This is a genomic window from Streptomyces sp. NPDC090025, assembly GCF_044748125.1.
Lineage (GTDB): Bacteria > Actinomycetota > Actinomycetes > Streptomycetales > Streptomycetaceae > Streptomyces.
Genome location: NZ_JBIVFL010000002.1, coordinates 118,783 through 134,746 on the forward strand (window position 1 = coordinate 118,783; position 15,964 = coordinate 134,746).

The following is a 15,964-nucleotide window of genomic DNA, read 5'->3' on the forward strand; positions in this document are numbered from 1 at the left end:
GGTTGATCTGACGCGGACCATTGTGGACCGTGGCACCGACAACGCCGACCGCGACCCGGAAGAGGGACATCCGAGAAGGCCGGGAACTTCGCCAGGTGTCGGCGCGCTTGCATACAGTGGCAGGACTTTTCCAGACGCGATCGAAGGGGACACATGCCCATGGGTCACACGGCTGCGGCCGAGGCCGGCTCCGGCGGCCTGACAGCGACCGAGCACCGGCTGGCGAACGGCCTGCGCGTGGTGCTCTCGGAGGACCACCTGACCCCGGTCGCCGCGGTCTGCCTCTGGTACGACGTCGGCTCCCGGCACGAGGTCAAGGGCCGCACCGGCCTGGCCCACCTCTTCGAGCACCTGATGTTCCAGGGCTCGAAGCAGGTGCACGGCAACGGGCACTTCGAGCTGGTGCAGGGCGCGGGCGGTTCGCTCAACGGCACCACCAGCTTCGAGCGGACCAACTACTTCGAGACCATGCCGACCCACCAGCTGGAGCTCGCGCTCTGGCTGGAGGCCGACCGGATGGGTTCGCTGCTGGCCGCCCTGGACGACGAGTCCATGGAGAACCAGCGGGACGTCGTGAAGAACGAGCGCCGCCAGCGCTACGACAACGTGCCGTACGGCACCGCCTTCGAGCGGCTGACCGCCCTGGCGTACCCCGAGGGCCACCCGTACCACCACACCCCGATCGGCTCGATGGCCGACCTGGACGCGGCGACCCTGGAGGACGCGCGGAACTTCTTCCGCACGTACTACGCGCCGAACAACGCGGTGCTCTCGGTCGTCGGCGACATCGACCCCGAGCAGACCCTCGCCTGGGTCGAGAAGTACTTCGGCTCCATCCCCGGGCACGACGGCAAGCCCGAGCCGCGCGACGGCTCGCTGCCCGAGGTGATCGGCGGCCAGCTGCGCGAGGTCGTCGAGGAGGAGGTCCCGGCCCGCGCGCTGATGGCCGCCTACCGGCTGCCGCACGACGGCACGCGCGCGTGCGACGCGGCCGACCTCGCCCTCACCGTCCTCGGCGGCGGCGAGTCCTCCCGGCTGCACAACCGGCTGGTGCGCCGCGACCGGACGGCCGTCGCCGCCGGTTTCGGCCTGCTGCGGCTGGCCGGCGCGCCCTCGCTCGGCTGGCTGGACGTCAAGACGTCCGGCGGCGTCGAGGTGCCCCGGATCGAGGAGGCCGTCGACGAGGAGCTGGCCCGGTTCGCCGCCGAGGGCCCGACCGCCGAGGAGATGGAGCGCGCCCAGGCCCAGTTGGAGCGCGAGTGGCTGGACCGGCTGGGCACGGTCGCGGGCCGCGCCGACGAACTGTGCCGCTTCGCGGTGCTGTTCGGCGACCCGCAGCTGGCCCTGACCGCCGTCGACCGGGTGCTCGACATCACGGCCGACGAGGTGCGCGAGGTCGCCGCCGCGCGGCTGCGCCCGGACAACCGCGCCGTGCTCGTCTACGAGCCGGTGGCGGGCGCGGCCGACGAGACCGACAGCGACGAGGAAGAGGGGGCGGACCAGTGACCGACGCTGCCGCGTCTTTGACGAGCATGACCTTCCACCCGCAGCCGCAGCCGGGCGACGCCAGGCCCTGGGCCTTCCCGGCGCCCGAGCGGGGCGCGCTCGACAACGGTCTGACCGTGCTGCGCTGCGACCGCCCCGGCCAGCAGGTGGTGGCCGTCGAGATCTTCTTCGACGCCCCGCTGGACGCCGAGCCGGAGGGCCTCGACGGTGTCGCCACCATCATGGCCAGGGCACTGTCCGAGGGCACCGACCAGCGCTCCGCCGAGGAGTTCGCGGCCGAGCTGGAGCGCTGTGGCGCCACCCTGGACGCGCACGCCGACCACCCCGGCGTCCGGGTCTCCCTCGAAGTCCCGGTCTCCCGGCTGCCGAAGGCGCTCGGTCTGCTCGCCGAGGCCCTGATCGCCCCGGCGTTCGCCGCCGACGAGGTCGACCGGCTGGTCGCCAACCGGCTCGACGAGATCCCGCACGAGTCGGCCAACCCGGCCCGGCGCGCCGCCAAGCAGCTCTCCAAGGAGCTCTTCCCGGCCGCCGCGCGGATGTCCCGGCCGCGCCAGGGCACCGAGGAGACGGTGTCGGCGATCGACGCCGCCGCCGTCCGCGCCTTCTACGAGGCGCACCTGCGCCCGGCCACCGCCACCGCCGTGGTGGTCGGCGACCTCACCGGCGTCGACCTGGACCAGGTCCTCGCCGACACCCTGGGCGGCTGGAGCGGCAAGCCCGCCGCGCCCCGCCCGATGCCGCCGATCACGGCCGACGACACCGGCCGTGTCGTCATCGTGGACCGGCCCGGCGCCGTCCAGACGCAGCTGCTCATCGGCCGCGTCGGCGCGGACCGCCATGACAGCGTGTGGGCGGCCCAGGTGCTCGGCACGTACTGCCTCGGCGGCACCCTCACCTCGCGCCTCGACCGCGTGCTGCGCGAGGAGAAGGGCTACACGTACGGCGTGCGGGCCTTCGGCCAGGTGCTGCGGTCCGACGACGAGGGCCACGGCGCCTCGATGCTGGCCATCAGCGGCTCGGTCGACACCCCCAACACCGGTCCGGCACTTGACGACCTGTGGAAGGTGCTGCGCACCCTCGCCGCCGAGGGTCTGACGGACGCCGAGCGGGACGTCGCCGTGCAGAACCTGGTGGGGGTGGCGCCGCTCAAGTACGAGACGGCCGCCTCGGTCGCCGCGACCCTCGCCGACCAGGTCGAGCAGCACCTCCCGGACGACTACCAGGCCCGGTTGTACGCGCAGCTGGCGCGCACCGGCACGGTGGAGGCGACCGCCGCGGTCGTCAACGCCTTCCCGGTGGACCGGCTCGTCACGGTGCTCGTCGGCGACGCCGCGCAGATCGCGGAGCCGGTGCGGGCCCTCGGCATCGGTGAAGTGACGGTCGTCACCGGCTGATTGGACCGCCGCCCCGCGCGCGCGGCGTACGAAGGAAGGACCCTGGCGATGCACTTCGCCAGGGTCCTTCATCTTTGGGTGATTTGTCCGGATTGCCGATGAGTGTGACTGAATGCCCTGTGGCATGTCTTACAAACAGGCGTGTCTGTTTGGTGATTGACGCACGATCGGCCTAGCGTCAACCCGACTGTCCGCCCGTCGTACGACGCCGCGCCCGCGGCATCGGACAGTCATCGCCGAGTCCCCGTCAGGCGCGAGCCTGGGGAGCCGGGGACCCACGCAGTCCCTGGGGTGAATCGGACGCCTTCGCTCAGGCGGAGGGGCCCGTAGGAGACCTTCCTGCTCCGAACCCGTCAGCTAACCCGGTAGGCGAGAGGGAAGGAAAGGATCAGCCACTACATGGCGTTCACCCGTGCCACCGGGAAGCATCGTGGTCCGAGCCGGATGGCGCGCCGCAGTGCGGGCATCGCCGGCGTCGCGACACTGGCCACCACCGGCGTCATCGGCACCCTCGCCTCCCCGGCGCTCGCCGCGGAGCCCGAGCGCCCCTCTCCCGAGGACACCGGCCTCACCCAGGTGATCGCCGCGGAGACCCTCACCGAGCGCGTCGACGCCCAGGTCGCCGCCCAGGAGAAGGCCGCCGCCGAGGAAGCCGCCCGGATCAAGGCCGCCGCCGAGGCCAAGCGCAAGGCCGAGGCCCGCGCCAAGGAGCTCCGCCAGGCCAAGGAGCGCGCCGCCCGCGAGGCCGAGCGCAAGCGCCTCGCCTCCTTCCAGCTCCCCGTCGCCGGCTCGTACGTGACCACCGGCTACAAGACCGGCGGCTCGCTCTGGTCCTCCGGCAGCCACTCCGGCATCGACTTCCACGCGGCCTACGGCAGCACCGTCGTCTCCGTCGGCTCCGGCACCGTCGTCGAGACCGGCTGGGGCGGCGCCTACGGCAACAACATCGTGATCCGGATGACCGACGGCACGTACACCCAGTACGGCCACCTCTCCGGCATCACGGTCTCGGTCGGCCAGCACGTCACCCCCGGCGACCGGATCGGCATCTCCGGCTCCTCCGGCAACTCCACCGGCCCGCACCTCCACTTCGAGGCGCGCACCAGCCCGGAGTACGGCTCCGACATCAACCCGGTCTCCTACCTCCGGGCCCGCGGCGTCAACGTCTGACCCACCGCGCACCAGGCACCAGAAAGCCCCGGCTCCCCGTGAGCCGGGGCTTTTTGCATTCCTTGTCACCAGGCACCGTCGGAATTTCCGGCGTCCTGCAATAGAGTCGCGGGAACGCGGTGGGAATTTCACGGAAGCGGAGGTCGGACATGCGCGTTCCGGCGCACTCGGTATGCACGGCGATCCGGGACGACATCGTCACCGGGGTGTATCCGCGCGGCGCCAGACTCACCGAGGAGCAGCTCGCCCGCCGCTACGGCGTCTCCCGGGTCCCGGTCCGCGAGGCGCTGCGCACCCTGGAGTCCGAGGGCTTCGTGGTCAGCCGCAGGCACGCCGGGGCGCAGGTCGCCGAGCCCACCGAGCGTGAGGCCGCCGACCTCCTCGACATGCGCGCGCTGCTCGAACCGCTGGGCGCCGCGCGGGCCGCCCAGCGCCGCACCGACGCCCACCTCAAGGTGCTGCGCGGCCTGGTCAGGCTGGGCCAGGAACGGGCCCGCAGGGGCGGCGGCGCCGATCTGGCCGCACTCGGCGGCTGGTTCCACGAGACCCTGGCCCAGGCCGCGGGCAGCCCGCCGCTCGGCGCGCTGCTCACCCAGCTGCGGCACAAGATCGCCTGGATGTACGTGGTCGAGCCGACCGCCCGGCCGGTCGAGGCGTGGGCCGAGCACGGCGCCATCGTCGACGCCGTGGCCCGGCGGGACGCCGAACGGGCCCGCGCGCTCACCGCGCTGCACGGCGAGCGGGCGGCGGCCCTGCACCGGCTGAAACGGGCGGAGCGCGCGGACCGGACCGGCCGGAAGGGCGTGAGGGTTTCGCAACATGCCGTCAACAGCGCGGGACCCCGGAATTAACACGGAGCCCGTATAACGGAGCCCGTATACAAAAGAGGCGGGAATTCCGGGTGGTGTTTTCGGGTGCCCGGAGCGCGCTGAATTCCGCTATTTCGGATCCCCGCCCCGGGCCGGGTTCCGTTCCGGCCCGAAAAAGAGACCGGAAAAGAGAAACGGCCGTGCCCGCCGGAGAACCGGGGGACACGGCCGTGTCATGACCGTCGTCGGGGAGGACGGGTCAGACGGTCTCGGGGAGCTCCTCGAGACCCTCGGCGACCAGCTTCGCCAGGCGGTCGAGCGCGGCCTCGGAGCCATCGGCGTCCGAAGCGAGCACGATCTCCTCGCCGCCCTGGGCACCCAGGCCGAGCACCGCGAGCATGGACGCGGCGTTGACCGGGTTGCCGTCGGCCTTGGCGATCGTCACGGGGACGCCGGCGGCCGTGGCGGCACGGACGAAGATGGAGGCGGGGCGGGCGTGCAGGCCCTCGGCCCAGCCGACGTTGACGCGGCGCTCAGCCATGGTGGTTGCCCTTCAACTTTCAGCGGTTGTCTAGACCAGTCTCTCACGGGTGACGACGTGCTCGTGCCGACCTTGGACCCCTCCGGGACGGCCGTTCGGCCCTCCCTACCTTGCATGCCGAGCACCACCCGCGCGACCGGTGCCGCTGTCGGACCCCGGCCGTAGGCTGGCCCCATGCAGAGCGCCGCTGGGCAGTCACACGGGCAGTCACAAGCGTCGGAACACGCCTATCCCGACCACTGGGAAGCGGACGTGGTCCTGCGCGACGGCGGCACGGCCCGGATCCGCCCGATCACCGCCGACGACGCCGACCGCCTGGTCAGCTTCTACGAGCAGGTCTCCGACGAGTCGAAGTACTACCGCTTCTTCGCACCCTACCCGCGGCTCTCCGCCAAGGACGTGCACCGCTTCACCCACCACGACTTCGTCGACCGGGTCGGACTCGCCGCCACCGTCGGCGGCGAGTTCATCGCCACCGTGCGCTACGACCGGATCAACGACCTCGGCCGCCCCGCCTCCGCCCCCGCCGACGAGGCCGAGGTCGCCTTCCTCGTCCAGGACGCCCATCAGGGCCGCGGCGTCGCCTCCGCACTGCTCGAACACATCGCGGCCGTCGCCCGCGAGCGCGGCATCCGCCGCTTCGCCGCCGAGGTGCTGCCCGCCAACAACAAGATGATCAAGGTGTTCACGGACGCCGGATACACCCAGAAGCGCAGCTTCGAGGACGGCTCCGTCCGCCTCCACCTCGACCTGGAGCCCACCGACCGCGCCCTCGCCGTCCAGCTCGCCCGCGAACAGCGCGCCGAGGCCCGCTCCGTGCAGCGGCTCCTCGCCCCCGGCTCGGTCGCCGTCATCGGCGTCGGCCGCACCCCCGGCGGCGTCGGCCGCACCGTGCTGCGCAACCTCCTCGACGCGGGCTACACCGGCCGCGTCCACGCGGTCAACGCCGCCCTCGGCGACCCCGCCGAAGAAACGGAAGGAACGGAAGGAACGGAAGGAGCGGAAGGATCCGGCGGTCGCCGGCTGGAGGGCGTGCCCGCCGTCCGCTCCGTCGCCGACATCGGCGCCCCCGTCGACCTCGCCGTCGTCGCCGTCCCCGCCGAACGCGTCCCCGAGGTCGTCGCCGACTGCGGCGCCCACGGCGTCCAGGGCCTGGTCGTGCTCTCCGCCGGATACGCCGAGAGCGGCCCCGAAGGCCGCGAGCGGCAGCGCGCCCTGGTCCGCCAGGCCCGCTCGTACGGCATGCGGATCATCGGGCCGAACGCGTTCGGCATCATCAACACGGCCGCGTCCGTCCGGCTGAACGCCTCGCTCGCCCCGCAGATGCCGGGCACCGGCCGGATCGGCCTCTTCACCCAGTCGGGCGCCATCGGCATCGCCCTGCTCGCCGGACTCCACCGGCGCGGCGCCGGACTCTCCTCCTTCATCTCCGCGGGCAACCGCGCCGACGTCTCCGGCAACGACCTCCTCCAGCACTGGTACGACGACCCGGCCACCGACGTCGTCCTCCTCTACCTGGAGTCGATCGGCAACCCCCGCAAGTTCACCCGGCTCGCCCGCCGCACCGCAGCCGTCAAACCCGTCGTCGTGGTCAAGGGCGCCCGGCACAGCGGCAGCGCCCCGCCGGGCCACCGCGTTCCGGTCACCCGGGTCCCGCACGCCACCGTCTCCGCGCTGCTCCGGCAGGCCGGGGTGATCCGCGTCGACACCGTCACCGAACTCGTCGACGCCGGACTGCTGCTCGCCGAGCAGCCGCTGCCCACCGGACCCCGGGTCGCCATCCTCGGCAACTCCGAGTCCCTCGGCCTGCTCACCTACGACGCCTGCCTCACCGAGGGACTGCGCCCGCTGCGCCCGGTCGACCTCACCACCGGCGCCACCCCCGCCGACTTCCGTACCGCGCTCACCGCCGCCCTCGCCGACGACGCCTGCGACGCGGTCGTCGTCACCGCCATCCCCTGGGTCGGCGAGAACGGCGCCACCGAGTCCGGCGACGGCGAGGTGCTGGCCGCCGCGCTGCGCTCCGCCGTCGCCGCCGGGCCGGGACCGGCCAAGCCGGTCGTCGTCGTCCATGTCGAGATGGGCGCCCTCGCCGAAGCCCTCTCCGAGGCCACCCGCACCCGCCCGGCCACCGGCCGGACCACCCCCGACCGGACCACCCCCGGCAGGACCACCCCCGACCGGACCGTCACCGTCGCCCCCGCCACCCCTGCCACCGCCGAGACCGCCCCCGACCCCGGGACCGCCGACCCCGGCGCCGGACCCGGCGTCATCCCCGCCTACCCCGCCGCCGAGCGCGCCGTCCGCGCCCTCGCCGAGGCCGTGCGCTACGGCCAGTGGCGCCGCCAGGCAGCCGACCCCGGCCGGGTCCCCGAGTTCGACCGGATCGACGAACCCGGCGCCGCCGCCCTGATCGCCCGCGCCCTCGGCGACCCCGCCGCCGACCCTCGTACCGGCGTCACCCTCGACGCCGACGACACCCGCGCGCTCCTCGGCCGCTACGGCATCGAGGTGCTGCCCACGCTGCCCGCGCCCGACGCCGACACGGCCGTACGGGCCGCCGCCCGGCTCGGCTTCCCGGTCGCCCTCAAGACCACCGCGCCCCATCTGCGCCACCGCCCCGACCTCGGCGGCGTCCGCCTCGACCTGGCCACCGAGGAACAGCTGCGCACCGCCTACGCGGAGCTCACCGACACCCTCGGCAAGCCCGCCGAGCTCCAGCCGGTGGTCCAGGCGATGGTGCCCCGGGGCGTCGACACCGTCGTCAGGTCCGCCATCGACCCCGGCGTCGGCGCCGTCCTCTCCTTCGGACTCGCCGGAGCCGCCTCCGAACTCCTCGGCGACATGTCCCACCGGCTGGTGCCCGCCACCGACCGGGACGCCGCCGACCTCGTCCGCGCCATCCGCACCGCCCCCCTCCTCTTCGGCTGGCGCGGCTCCGCGCCCGTCGACACCCCCGCCCTGGAGGAACTGCTGCTCCGCGTCTCCCGGCTCGTCGACGACCACCCGGAGGTCGTGGCCGTCTCCCTCGAACCGGTGGTGGTCGCCCAGCGCGGGCTCTCCGTGCTCGGCGCCACCCTCCGGCTCGCCCCGCCGCCGCCCCGCTCCGACCTCGGCCCCCGCAGCCTCCCCAGCTACGAGGCGACGCCATGACCGAGGACCCCGGCACGGGACGCGGCGCGGGCGGCGGCACAGGACCGGAGGGGGCGCGGCGGCCCCGTAGAATGAAGTCCATGGCGAAGACCGGTACGACGACCCAGGGGCTGCGCGCGGCGATCGAGCGCAGCGGCTACTACCCGGCCCTCGTGGCCGAGGCGGTGGAGTCCGCCGTCGGCGGCGAGCCGGTCTCGTCGTACGTGGTCCACCAGGAGACCACCTTCGACGCCAACGAGGTCCGCCGCCATGTCACCGTCCTGGTGCTGACGGCCAACCGTTTCATCGTCAGCCACACCGACGAGCAGACCTCCGACGACAGTTCCCCGACGCCGTACGCCACGACGTCCACCGAGTCCGTCAAGCTCGACCGGATCTCCTCCATCGTGGTCAGCCGGGTCGTCGCCAACCCCGAGTCGTACACCCCGGGCACCCTGCCCCGCGAGGTCGTCCTCACCATCGGCTGGGGCGCCGTGTCCCGGATCGACCTGGAGCCGGCCGCCTGCGGCGACCCCAACTGCGACGCCGACCACGGCTACACCGGCAACTCCACCGCCGACGACCTCAGCCTCCGGGTCAGCGACGCGGGCGACGGCCCCGACACCGTCCGGCAGACCCTCGCCTTCGCGCAGGCGCTGTCCGAGGCCACCGCGTCCACCCCGGCCGCCCGCTGATGGCCCAGCCCACCGCCGTCACCCAGGGCTGGCCCGACGACCCGGTCCCGCTCGACCCGGCCGGCGCACCGGTGCCCGCGTACGGCGACGGCTCGCTGGCCGACCTGCTGCCGACGCTCGTCGCGGGCCAGGGCGTGCCCGGCTGCGAGCCGCGGATCGCCGAGCTGACCCCGGCCGACCGCAACTGCGTCTTCCTCATCGACGGCCTCGGCTGGGAGCAGATCAAGGCCCACCCCGCCGAGGCCCCGTACCTGACCTCGCTGCTCGGCAGCTCGCGCGGCGGCACCGGCCGCCCGCTGACCGCGGGCTTCCCCGCCACCACCGCGACCTCGCTCGCCTCGGTCGGCACCGGACAGTTCCCCGGCACCCACGGCCTGCCCGGCTACACCGTGCGCAACCCGGCCACCGGTGAGCTGATGAACCAGCTGCGCTGGAAGCCGTGGACCTCGCCGCAGGCGTGGCAGCCGTACCCGACGATCTTCCGGCTCGCCCACAAGGCCGGGATCCACACCGCCCAGGTCTCCTCGCCCGCCTTCCAGGACACCCCGCTGACCAAGATCGCGCTCAGCGGCGGCACCTTCCACGGGCGGCTCTCCGGCGAGGAGCGGATGGACCTCGCGGCGGGACAGCTCGCCGCGGGCGACCGCGCCCTCGTCTACACGTACTACAGCGAGCTCGACGGCGCAGGACACCGCTTCGGCATCGACTCCGACGCCTGGCGCGGCCAGCTGATGTTCGTCGACCGGCTGGTCCAGCGGCTCGCCGAGCAGCTGCCGCCGCGCTCCGCGCTCTATGTCACCGCCGACCACGGCATGGTGGACATCCCGTTCGACGAGGACCACCGGATCGACTTCGACGAGGACTGGGAGCTGCGCGCCGGGGTCGCGCTGCTCGGCGGCGAGGGCCGCGCCCGGCACGTCTACGCCGTCCCCGGCGCCGAGTCGGACGTGCTCACCTGCTGGCGCGAGGTGCTCGGCGACCGCTTCTGGGTGGCGAGCCGCGAGGAGGCCGTCGCGCTCGGCTGGTTCGGCGACCGGATCGACGAGCGGGTGTACGGCCGGATCGGCGACGTCGTCGCCGCCGCCCACGACGACCTGGCCATCACCGCCTCCGTCAACGAGCCGAACGAGTCCGCCATGGTGGGCATGCACGGTTCGATGACCCCGGCGGAGCAGCTGGTCCCGCTCCTCGAAGTCCGCACCTGACCGCGCCCCGACCGTCCCGGTCCCGGCTCCGTCCCGGTCCCGGCTCCGTGCCACCCGCCCCGTCCCGCCCGACTCTCTGATCTCGTCTCGAAAGGTCATCGACCTCCCATGCCCGAGCTGGTGTTCTTCTCCGGAACGATGGACTGCGGAAAGAGCACCCTCGCTCTTCAGATCGAGCACAACCGGTCCGCCCGCGGCCTTCAGGGCATGATCTTCACCCGTGACGACCGGGCGGGCGAGGGCAAGCTCTCCTCGCGGCTCGGCCTGGTCACCGACGCCGTCGAGGCGGCCGAGGGCTTCGACTTCTACGCGTACCTCGTCGCCCATCTCTCCAAGGGCGGGCGCTGCGACTACGTCATCGCGGACGAGGCCCAGTTCCTCGCCCCCGAGCAGATCGACCAGCTCGCCCGGGTGGTCGACGACCTCGAACTCGACGTCTTCGCCTTCGGCATCACCACCGACTTCCGCTCCAAGCTGTTCCCCGGCTCGCAGCGGCTCGTCGAGCTCGCCGACCGGGTCGAGGTGCTCCAGGTCGAGGCGCTGTGCTGGTGCGGCGCCCGGGCCACCCACAACGCCCGCACGGTGGGCGGCGAGATGGTCGTCGAGGGCGCGCAGGTCGTCGTCGGTGACGTCAACGCCGGGGACCAGGTGGGCTACGAGGTGCTGTGCCGCCGCCACCACCGGCGCCGGATGACCGCCGCGTCCGCCCGCGCGGCGGCGCTCTCCCCGGACGTGCTGCCGGTCCCGCAGGGCTGAGCCGCCGCCGGATGCCCCGCCCGGCGGGCCGTCATTCGGCCGGGGCGGCCCGGAACCGGCGGCGGTACTCCATCGGGGTGGTGTCGAGCCGCCGTCGAAACGCCCGGATCAGGGTGTCCGTGGTGCCGAAACCACAGGTCGACGTGATGCGTTCGAGCGTCGAGTCGGTCGACTCCAGAAGGTTCCTGGCCCGTTCGACCCGGGCCGACTCGATGTAGGCGCTCGGTGTGGTGCCCAGCTCGGACTTGAAGATCCGGGTGAGCTGGCGCTCGCTGACGTGCGCGCTCGCCGCCAGCTCGGCGAGCGTGAGCCGGCCGCCGAGGTTGCGGGTGATGTAGTGCCGCAGGTCCTCGACCCGGCGGGTGGTGGAGACCGGTTCCAGCGGCACGCTGAACTGGCTCTGTCCGCTGGGCCGCTTCAGGTACATCACCAGCTGGCGGGCCACCCGCAGCGCCATCGTCTCGCCGTAGTCGTCGGCGACCAGCGCGAGTGACAGGTCCAGGCACGAGCTGATGCCCGCCCCGGTCCAGACATCGCCGTCCCGGATGAAGATCGGGTCGGCGTCGACCTCGATCGCCGGGTGATCGGCGGCCAGCTGCTGCGCGGTCGACCAGTGGGTGGTGGCCCGCTTGCCGTCGAGCAGCCCGGCCGCCGCCAGGATGTGCGCGCCGACGCAGACCGAGGTGACCCGGCGGGTCCGCGCCGCCAGCGTGCGCACCCACTCCACCACCGTCGGGTCGACCAGCGCGTGCACCCGCCCCTCCGGGTCCACCTCCACCGCGCCCGGCACGAGCAGGGTGTCGATGCTCCGCGCGGCCGCCTCCTCGAACGTGACGTCCGGCAGCACCCGTACCCCGGCCGAGGTGGTGACCGGCGCCGTCGACTCGGCGGCCAGGACCACCTCGTACCCCGTCGGGTCCTCCGTCTCGCGCCTGAGCAGGGCGAAGACCTCCGGCGGACCCGTGACATCGAGCAGGTCGACGCCCTCGAAGAGGACGATCACGATCAGTCGTCCGACGCTGCTCATGGGTCCCCACCCTCTCCGCCCGCGGGCGGCTCGTCTGTCCGAAACCGATGCCTCAACTCGGTGTCCGGATCTGCATGTTAGATGACATTGCCGACGCAACAGGGCGGGCCATAGGTTTCTGCCCGTAGCCCCCCTTCCGCGCGGGCGGCTGCGAGGGGACCTGCGCGGACACGGAAAAACTTTGGGGGCTTTTCGATGGGTACGACCGCTTGATCCTTGGTCAGGGACCTCCCTGACCTTCGAGTACGGGGCACAGCCCGGGAACCCCGACCAGGTTCCGGTACGGCGAACGCCCCGCGAAGTACGTGCATCGCCGGCCAGGCAGTCGAGTGACCGCCCGGCCCCGTCCGCGGGGCCGCCTCCTGCCCGTCCGGCTCGTTCTCGACGTCCGCTCCGCCCTGCCCGTAACCCGGGAATGGCGTGATCTCTCCTTCTTCCCTCTTTCGGTACGGGCGGGCCGCCTGTTCGCGGCGCCCTCCCTCCCTTCGTCCTTCCTGAAAGGCAGCATCATGACCACGCGCAGGGGTTTCATCGGCGGCGCCACCGCGGCCGGAGCCATCACCCTCCTCGGCGGCGCGCCCGCCGTCGCCTCCGACACCCTGGAGACCGGCACGACCGATGCCGTCCTCGACACGGCGGCGCGCCAGAGACAGGCGCGGGACGCGATCCTGAACGTCAACAAGGGCATGCGGTCCAACTACGCGGTGCTCAAGTCGGACCTGATCAAGCAGCTCAGCCCGGTGATCGTGGTCCAGAACGACGCCAAGGGCGGCAAGTTCACCCTGGTGCTCAACGGCACCCAGGAAGCCGCGAACCCGGTCTCCGAGGTGTTCGAGCTGGCGAAGTCCATCAGCCACGTGCCGCTCGGCATCTTCTCCGTGATCGCCCCCTACCTCAGCGACCGGATACCCAACCTGCCCAACGCCTCCCGGATCGACCCGCACGACCTGAAGATGGTCGCCTTCAAGGGGACGGGGAACACCGACTGGACCACCCCGCTCCAGGCGTACGCCACCACCCTGACCACCGCGCGGCAGCAGCTGGAGCGGGCCAACCTGCCGCTGGAGATGGTCGGTTCGTGCTCGCGGCTGCTCGACGCGGCCGTCCGCTTCATCAACCAGTCGCTCGCCAGCCGCACCTTCGACATGAAGTCCTTCGAGGACTTCTCCGGCAGCGTCTACCCCGACATCCGCACCAACATGAAGTACGCGGCCGACGCCCAGATCGCGGGCGTGCAGGGGATCATGAAGACCTGGCGGGCGAAGGTCGGCGAGGAGGGCTGGAAGGACCTGTACGTGGTCGTCCTCTCGCAGTGGACGACCTCGGTGCTCAACCAGAACTCGATCATCATCAAGCCCTGCATGAACCCGGCCAAGGTGAAGACCCACCTGATCGACCTCCCGGCGGTCGAGGCGCCGTCGGACCCGATCTTCGTCGCCCTCGACAACCTCGCCCGCATCGTGCAGGACAACATCGCTGCCGAGATGGTCTTCCCGGTCGACCAGGAGGTCGCGGACGCCCTGAAGGGCCAGCAGGACCTGCTCTCCGACGAGATCCTCGACCAGCTCGACGGAGTGACGGCCGGTCCCGGCCTCGCCTCGTCCGCCGCCTACTCCGGCGCGGCCGGTGCGGGCGCCCTCACGGCCACCGCGGTGGCGGCCCCGGCCGCGGCGGACGCCTGCCCGTTCCACGCCAGGAGCGCGCAGGCTTGATCCACGGCCGCCCCGTCCGGGACGGTGTGGGGCCGTCACCGGGCGGGGCGGCCGCCGTCGGTCGCCCGTAGCAGCCGACAGCCGCCCGTGGTCGCCGTCAGTCGGCGGACCGCTCCCGGAGTGCCCGGGTCAGCTCGTCGAGCGCCGGGTCCGGCAGCGGCGCCGTGCCGTCCAGGGTGCCGAGCAGGGCGCGGGCGAGCACCGTCGCCGTGCCGAGCCGGGTGTCCTCGCGCTCGTCGCCGGTGACCCGGCCGACGACCGCGTCCCGTACCGCCGCCGAGACGTCCAGGGTGCCGAACAGCTCGGGGAACGACAGGGCCGTCATGCAGACGCCCACGTTGGCCGAGAGGATCGCCTGTCCGGCGAGCTCCAGCGGCAGCCGCAGCCGGCCCGCGTCCCGGCAGCGCTCCAGGGCCGAACGCAGCAGCGCCTGGGCGTCCTTGACGGCCTGCGGCTTGGAGTCGCCGGTCGGCGCGAACATCAGCCGGTACAGATGCGGGTTGCGCAGCGCGAAGGCGACATGGCTGTCCCAGGCGGTGCGCAGATCGGCGACCGGGTCCTCGGTGAGCGGGTTGCGCCGCTTGTCGGCGAGGAAGCGTTCGAAGCCGCTGTCGGCGACGGCGGTGAGGAGTCCCTGCTTGTCGCCGAACTGGCGGTAGATCTCGGGCATGCCGACCTTCGCCCGCTCGCAGATGGCGCGGGTCGAGATCGCCAGCGCGTCCTTGGTGGCCAGCAGTTCCTCGGTGGCGTCCAGGATGCGCTCTCGTGCCGTCGACATGCCTCTCACGATATCAGTGCTAACAGGAAGGACCTGCGGGGCTGCGGTCTCGGGCCGAAGTGGCGTTAACGATGCTTACGAGTCGTGTTAGCGTTGAAAACGTCGATCCCCGTCGCGACGCTTCCCGCGTTCGCCGTGCGAGAGAGCTGGTCCGTCATGCCCCGCAACACCCGTTCGCCGTTCCTCCGTACCGCCGTGGCCGTCGCCGCTGTCGCCGTCGGCCTCTCCGTGCTCGCCGCGTGCGGCGACTCCGGCAAGGGGTCCGACAAGAGCGCCGAGCCGGGTGCGGGCGCCGCCAAGGGCACGGCCGACCCGAGCACGAGCGGCGCGCCGACCGCCACCCCGACCACCGCCGCCACCGGCACGTTCGCCGTCACCCACGTCGGCGGGCCGACCACCCTCCTGGAGGTCGGCGGGCTGCGCCTGCTGCTCGACCCCACCTTCGACGCGCCGAAGAAGTACAAGAGCGGCCTGGAGAAGCTCCACGGCCCCGCGTTCGGCCCCGACAAGCTCGGCCGCGTCGACGCCGTGCTGCTCTCGCACGACCAGCACGACGACAACCTCGACGACTCCGGCCGCGAGCTCCTCAAGAAGGTGCCCGTGGTGCTCTCCACGCCCGGCGCCCAGAAGCGGCTCGGCGACCACGTCACGGGCCTGAAGAGCTGGCAGTCCCAGGAGCTGAAGACCGCCCAGGGCACCGTCCGGGTCACCGCGGTGCCCGCCCTGCACGGCCCCGACGGCGTCGACCGGGGCGCCGACGGCGAGGTCACCGGCTTCGTGCTGAGCGGCGCCGGGGTCCCCGTGACGTACATCTCCGGCGACAACGCCTCGGTGAAGGTCGCCCAGCAGGTCGGCGACCGGGTCAAGAAGGAGATCGGCCCGATCGACACCGCCGTCCTGTTCGCCGGTGCGGCCCGCACCCCCGCCATCCTCGACAACGCCCCGCTGACCCTGACCTCCAAGAACGCCGCCCTGGTCGCCAAGAACCTGGCCCCCCGTCAGGTGGTCCCGGTGCACACCGACAGCTGGAACATCTACTCCGAGGACCTGGCCTCGCTGGTCAAGGCGTTCCAGGAGCAGGGCATCGCGGACAAGCTCGTCGACGTGGCGCCCGACGGCAGCAAGAAGAACCTCTCCTGACCCACGGGATTCAGGCCCCGCTCCGGCGGCACCGGCTGTTCACCTGCGGTGTGCCCGGAGATCCCCTCCTGATCGGTCGGCGGTCGCACGACTCGGCGG

13 protein-coding genes and 1 riboswitch are annotated in these 15,964 nt (G+C 72.7%); of the genes, 10 read left to right on the forward strand and 3 right to left on the reverse strand.

The annotated features are described in order from the left end of the window. Positions 1 to 159: 159 nt before the first annotated feature. The 4 genes from ACIPXM_RS06605 (at position 160) to ACIPXM_RS06620 (ending at position 4,921) form a co-directional block, all read left to right on the forward strand. Positions 160 to 1,506, forward strand: coding sequence for a M16 family metallopeptidase (locus tag ACIPXM_RS06605; RefSeq protein ID WP_401652696.1), 1,347 nt, complete (start codon positions 160 to 162; stop codon positions 1,504 to 1,506). Between the two features lie 26 nt (positions 1,507 to 1,532). Next, entirely contained in the window at positions 1,533 to 2,900 is a 1,368-nt protein-coding gene (locus ACIPXM_RS06610) for a M16 family metallopeptidase (RefSeq protein WP_401652698.1), read from the forward strand. A gap of 224 nt (positions 2,901 to 3,124) precedes the next feature. Continuing rightward, positions 3,125 to 3,287: riboswitch (cyclic di-AMP (ydaO/yuaA leader) on the forward strand. Between the two features lie 12 nt (positions 3,288 to 3,299). Then, positions 3,300 to 4,070: a M23 family metallopeptidase gene (locus ACIPXM_RS06615; RefSeq protein ID WP_401652699.1), complete on the forward strand. Its 771-nt coding sequence runs from the start codon at positions 3,300 to 3,302 to the stop codon at positions 4,068 to 4,070. A gap of 149 nt (positions 4,071 to 4,219) precedes the next feature. Beyond that, positions 4,220 to 4,921: a GntR family transcriptional regulator gene (locus ACIPXM_RS06620; protein ID WP_401652701.1), complete on the forward strand. Its 702-nt coding sequence runs from the start codon at positions 4,220 to 4,222 to the stop codon at positions 4,919 to 4,921. Positions 4,922 to 5,138: 217 nt separating this feature from the next. Here the strand turns inward: ACIPXM_RS06620 and ACIPXM_RS06625 are convergent, their stop codons facing one another. Further along, complete coding sequence (locus tag ACIPXM_RS06625) at positions 5,139 to 5,420, reverse strand: HPr family phosphocarrier protein (RefSeq protein WP_401652703.1); 282 nt, start codon at positions 5,418 to 5,420, stop codon at positions 5,139 to 5,141. Positions 5,421 to 5,594: 174 nt separating this feature from the next. On the opposite strand from ACIPXM_RS06625, the gene ACIPXM_RS06630 reads away from it, so the two are divergent. From ACIPXM_RS06630 to ACIPXM_RS06645, 4 genes are all read left to right on the forward strand, one after another. Then, positions 5,595 to 8,573, forward strand: a complete 2,979-nt coding sequence (locus tag ACIPXM_RS06630) for a GNAT family N-acetyltransferase (protein WP_401652705.1) — start codon at positions 5,595 to 5,597, stop codon at positions 8,571 to 8,573. A gap of 80 nt (positions 8,574 to 8,653) precedes the next feature. Next, a complete protein-coding gene (locus ACIPXM_RS06635) occupies positions 8,654 to 9,247 on the forward strand; it encodes a DUF5998 family protein (protein WP_401652707.1) in 594 nt (197 codons plus the stop codon). Then, the gene (locus ACIPXM_RS06640) at positions 9,247 to 10,452 is read left to right on the forward strand and encodes an alkaline phosphatase family protein (RefSeq protein WP_401652708.1); all 1,206 of its coding nucleotides are present in this window, start codon (positions 9,247 to 9,249) and stop codon (positions 10,450 to 10,452) included. Before ACIPXM_RS06635 ends, ACIPXM_RS06640 begins: the two co-directional genes overlap by 1 nt. Positions 10,453 to 10,560: 108 nt before the next feature. After that, positions 10,561 to 11,208, forward strand: a complete 648-nt coding sequence (locus tag ACIPXM_RS06645; RefSeq protein WP_362479078.1) for a thymidine kinase — start codon at positions 10,561 to 10,563, stop codon at positions 11,206 to 11,208. 31 nt (positions 11,209 to 11,239) lie between these two features. Here the strand turns inward: ACIPXM_RS06645 and ACIPXM_RS06650 are convergent, their stop codons facing one another. After that, positions 11,240 to 12,235: a GlxA family transcriptional regulator gene (locus ACIPXM_RS06650; RefSeq protein ID WP_401652710.1), complete on the reverse strand. Its 996-nt coding sequence runs from the start codon at positions 12,233 to 12,235 to the stop codon at positions 11,240 to 11,242. A 509-nt stretch (positions 12,236 to 12,744) separates the two neighbouring features. Here ACIPXM_RS06650 and ACIPXM_RS06655 point away from each other — a divergent pair. Further along, complete coding sequence (locus ACIPXM_RS06655) at positions 12,745 to 13,947, forward strand: hypothetical protein (RefSeq protein ID WP_401652712.1); 1,203 nt, start codon at positions 12,745 to 12,747, stop codon at positions 13,945 to 13,947. A gap of 97 nt (positions 13,948 to 14,044) precedes the next feature. Here ACIPXM_RS06655 and ACIPXM_RS06660 read toward each other — a convergent pair whose 3' ends face one another. Continuing rightward, entirely contained in the window at positions 14,045 to 14,725 is a 681-nt protein-coding gene (locus ACIPXM_RS06660; RefSeq protein WP_401652714.1) for a TetR/AcrR family transcriptional regulator, read from the reverse strand. A gap of 156 nt (positions 14,726 to 14,881) precedes the next feature. Between ACIPXM_RS06660 and ACIPXM_RS06665 the strand changes: the two genes are divergently transcribed. Beyond that, positions 14,882 to 15,865 carry an MBL fold metallo-hydrolase gene (locus ACIPXM_RS06665; RefSeq protein ID WP_401652715.1) on the forward strand — a complete coding sequence of 328 codons (984 nt, stop codon included), beginning with the start codon at positions 14,882 to 14,884 and terminating at the stop codon, positions 15,863 to 15,865. The last annotated feature ends 99 nt before the right edge of the window (positions 15,866 to 15,964 follow it).

Excerpts from the sequence above, each read along its gene's own strand:
- ACIPXM_RS06635 (WP_401652707.1), top strand. The coding sequence starts at position 8,654 with ATGGCGAAGACCGGTACGACGACCCAGGGGCTGCGCGCGGCGATCGAG.
- ACIPXM_RS06665 (WP_401652715.1), top strand. The coding sequence starts at position 14,882 with ATGCCCCGCAACACCCGTTCGCCGTTCCTCCGTACCGCCGTGGCCGTC.
- ACIPXM_RS06625 (WP_401652703.1), bottom strand. The coding sequence starts at position 5,420 with ATGGCTGAGCGCCGCGTCAACGTCGGCTGGGCCGAGGGCCTGCACGCC.
- ACIPXM_RS06650 (WP_401652710.1), bottom strand. The coding sequence starts at position 12,235 with ATGAGCAGCGTCGGACGACTGATCGTGATCGTCCTCTTCGAGGGCGTC.
- ACIPXM_RS06620 (WP_401652701.1), top strand. The coding sequence starts at position 4,220 with ATGCGCGTTCCGGCGCACTCGGTATGCACGGCGATCCGGGACGACATC.
- ACIPXM_RS06660 (WP_401652714.1), bottom strand. The coding sequence starts at position 14,725 with ATGTCGACGGCACGAGAGCGCATCCTGGACGCCACCGAGGAACTGCTG.
- ACIPXM_RS06640 (WP_401652708.1), top strand. The coding sequence starts at position 9,247 with ATGGCCCAGCCCACCGCCGTCACCCAGGGCTGGCCCGACGACCCGGTC.
- ACIPXM_RS06615 (WP_401652699.1), top strand. The coding sequence starts at position 3,300 with ATGGCGTTCACCCGTGCCACCGGGAAGCATCGTGGTCCGAGCCGGATG.
- ACIPXM_RS06605 (WP_401652696.1), top strand. The coding sequence starts at position 160 with ATGGGTCACACGGCTGCGGCCGAGGCCGGCTCCGGCGGCCTGACAGCG.
- ACIPXM_RS06655 (WP_401652712.1), top strand. The coding sequence starts at position 12,745 with ATGACCACGCGCAGGGGTTTCATCGGCGGCGCCACCGCGGCCGGAGCC.
- ACIPXM_RS06610 (WP_401652698.1), top strand. The coding sequence starts at position 1,533 with ATGACCTTCCACCCGCAGCCGCAGCCGGGCGACGCCAGGCCCTGGGCC.
- ACIPXM_RS06645 (WP_362479078.1), top strand. The coding sequence starts at position 10,561 with ATGCCCGAGCTGGTGTTCTTCTCCGGAACGATGGACTGCGGAAAGAGC.
- ACIPXM_RS06630 (WP_401652705.1), top strand. The coding sequence starts at position 5,595 with ATGCAGAGCGCCGCTGGGCAGTCACACGGGCAGTCACAAGCGTCGGAA.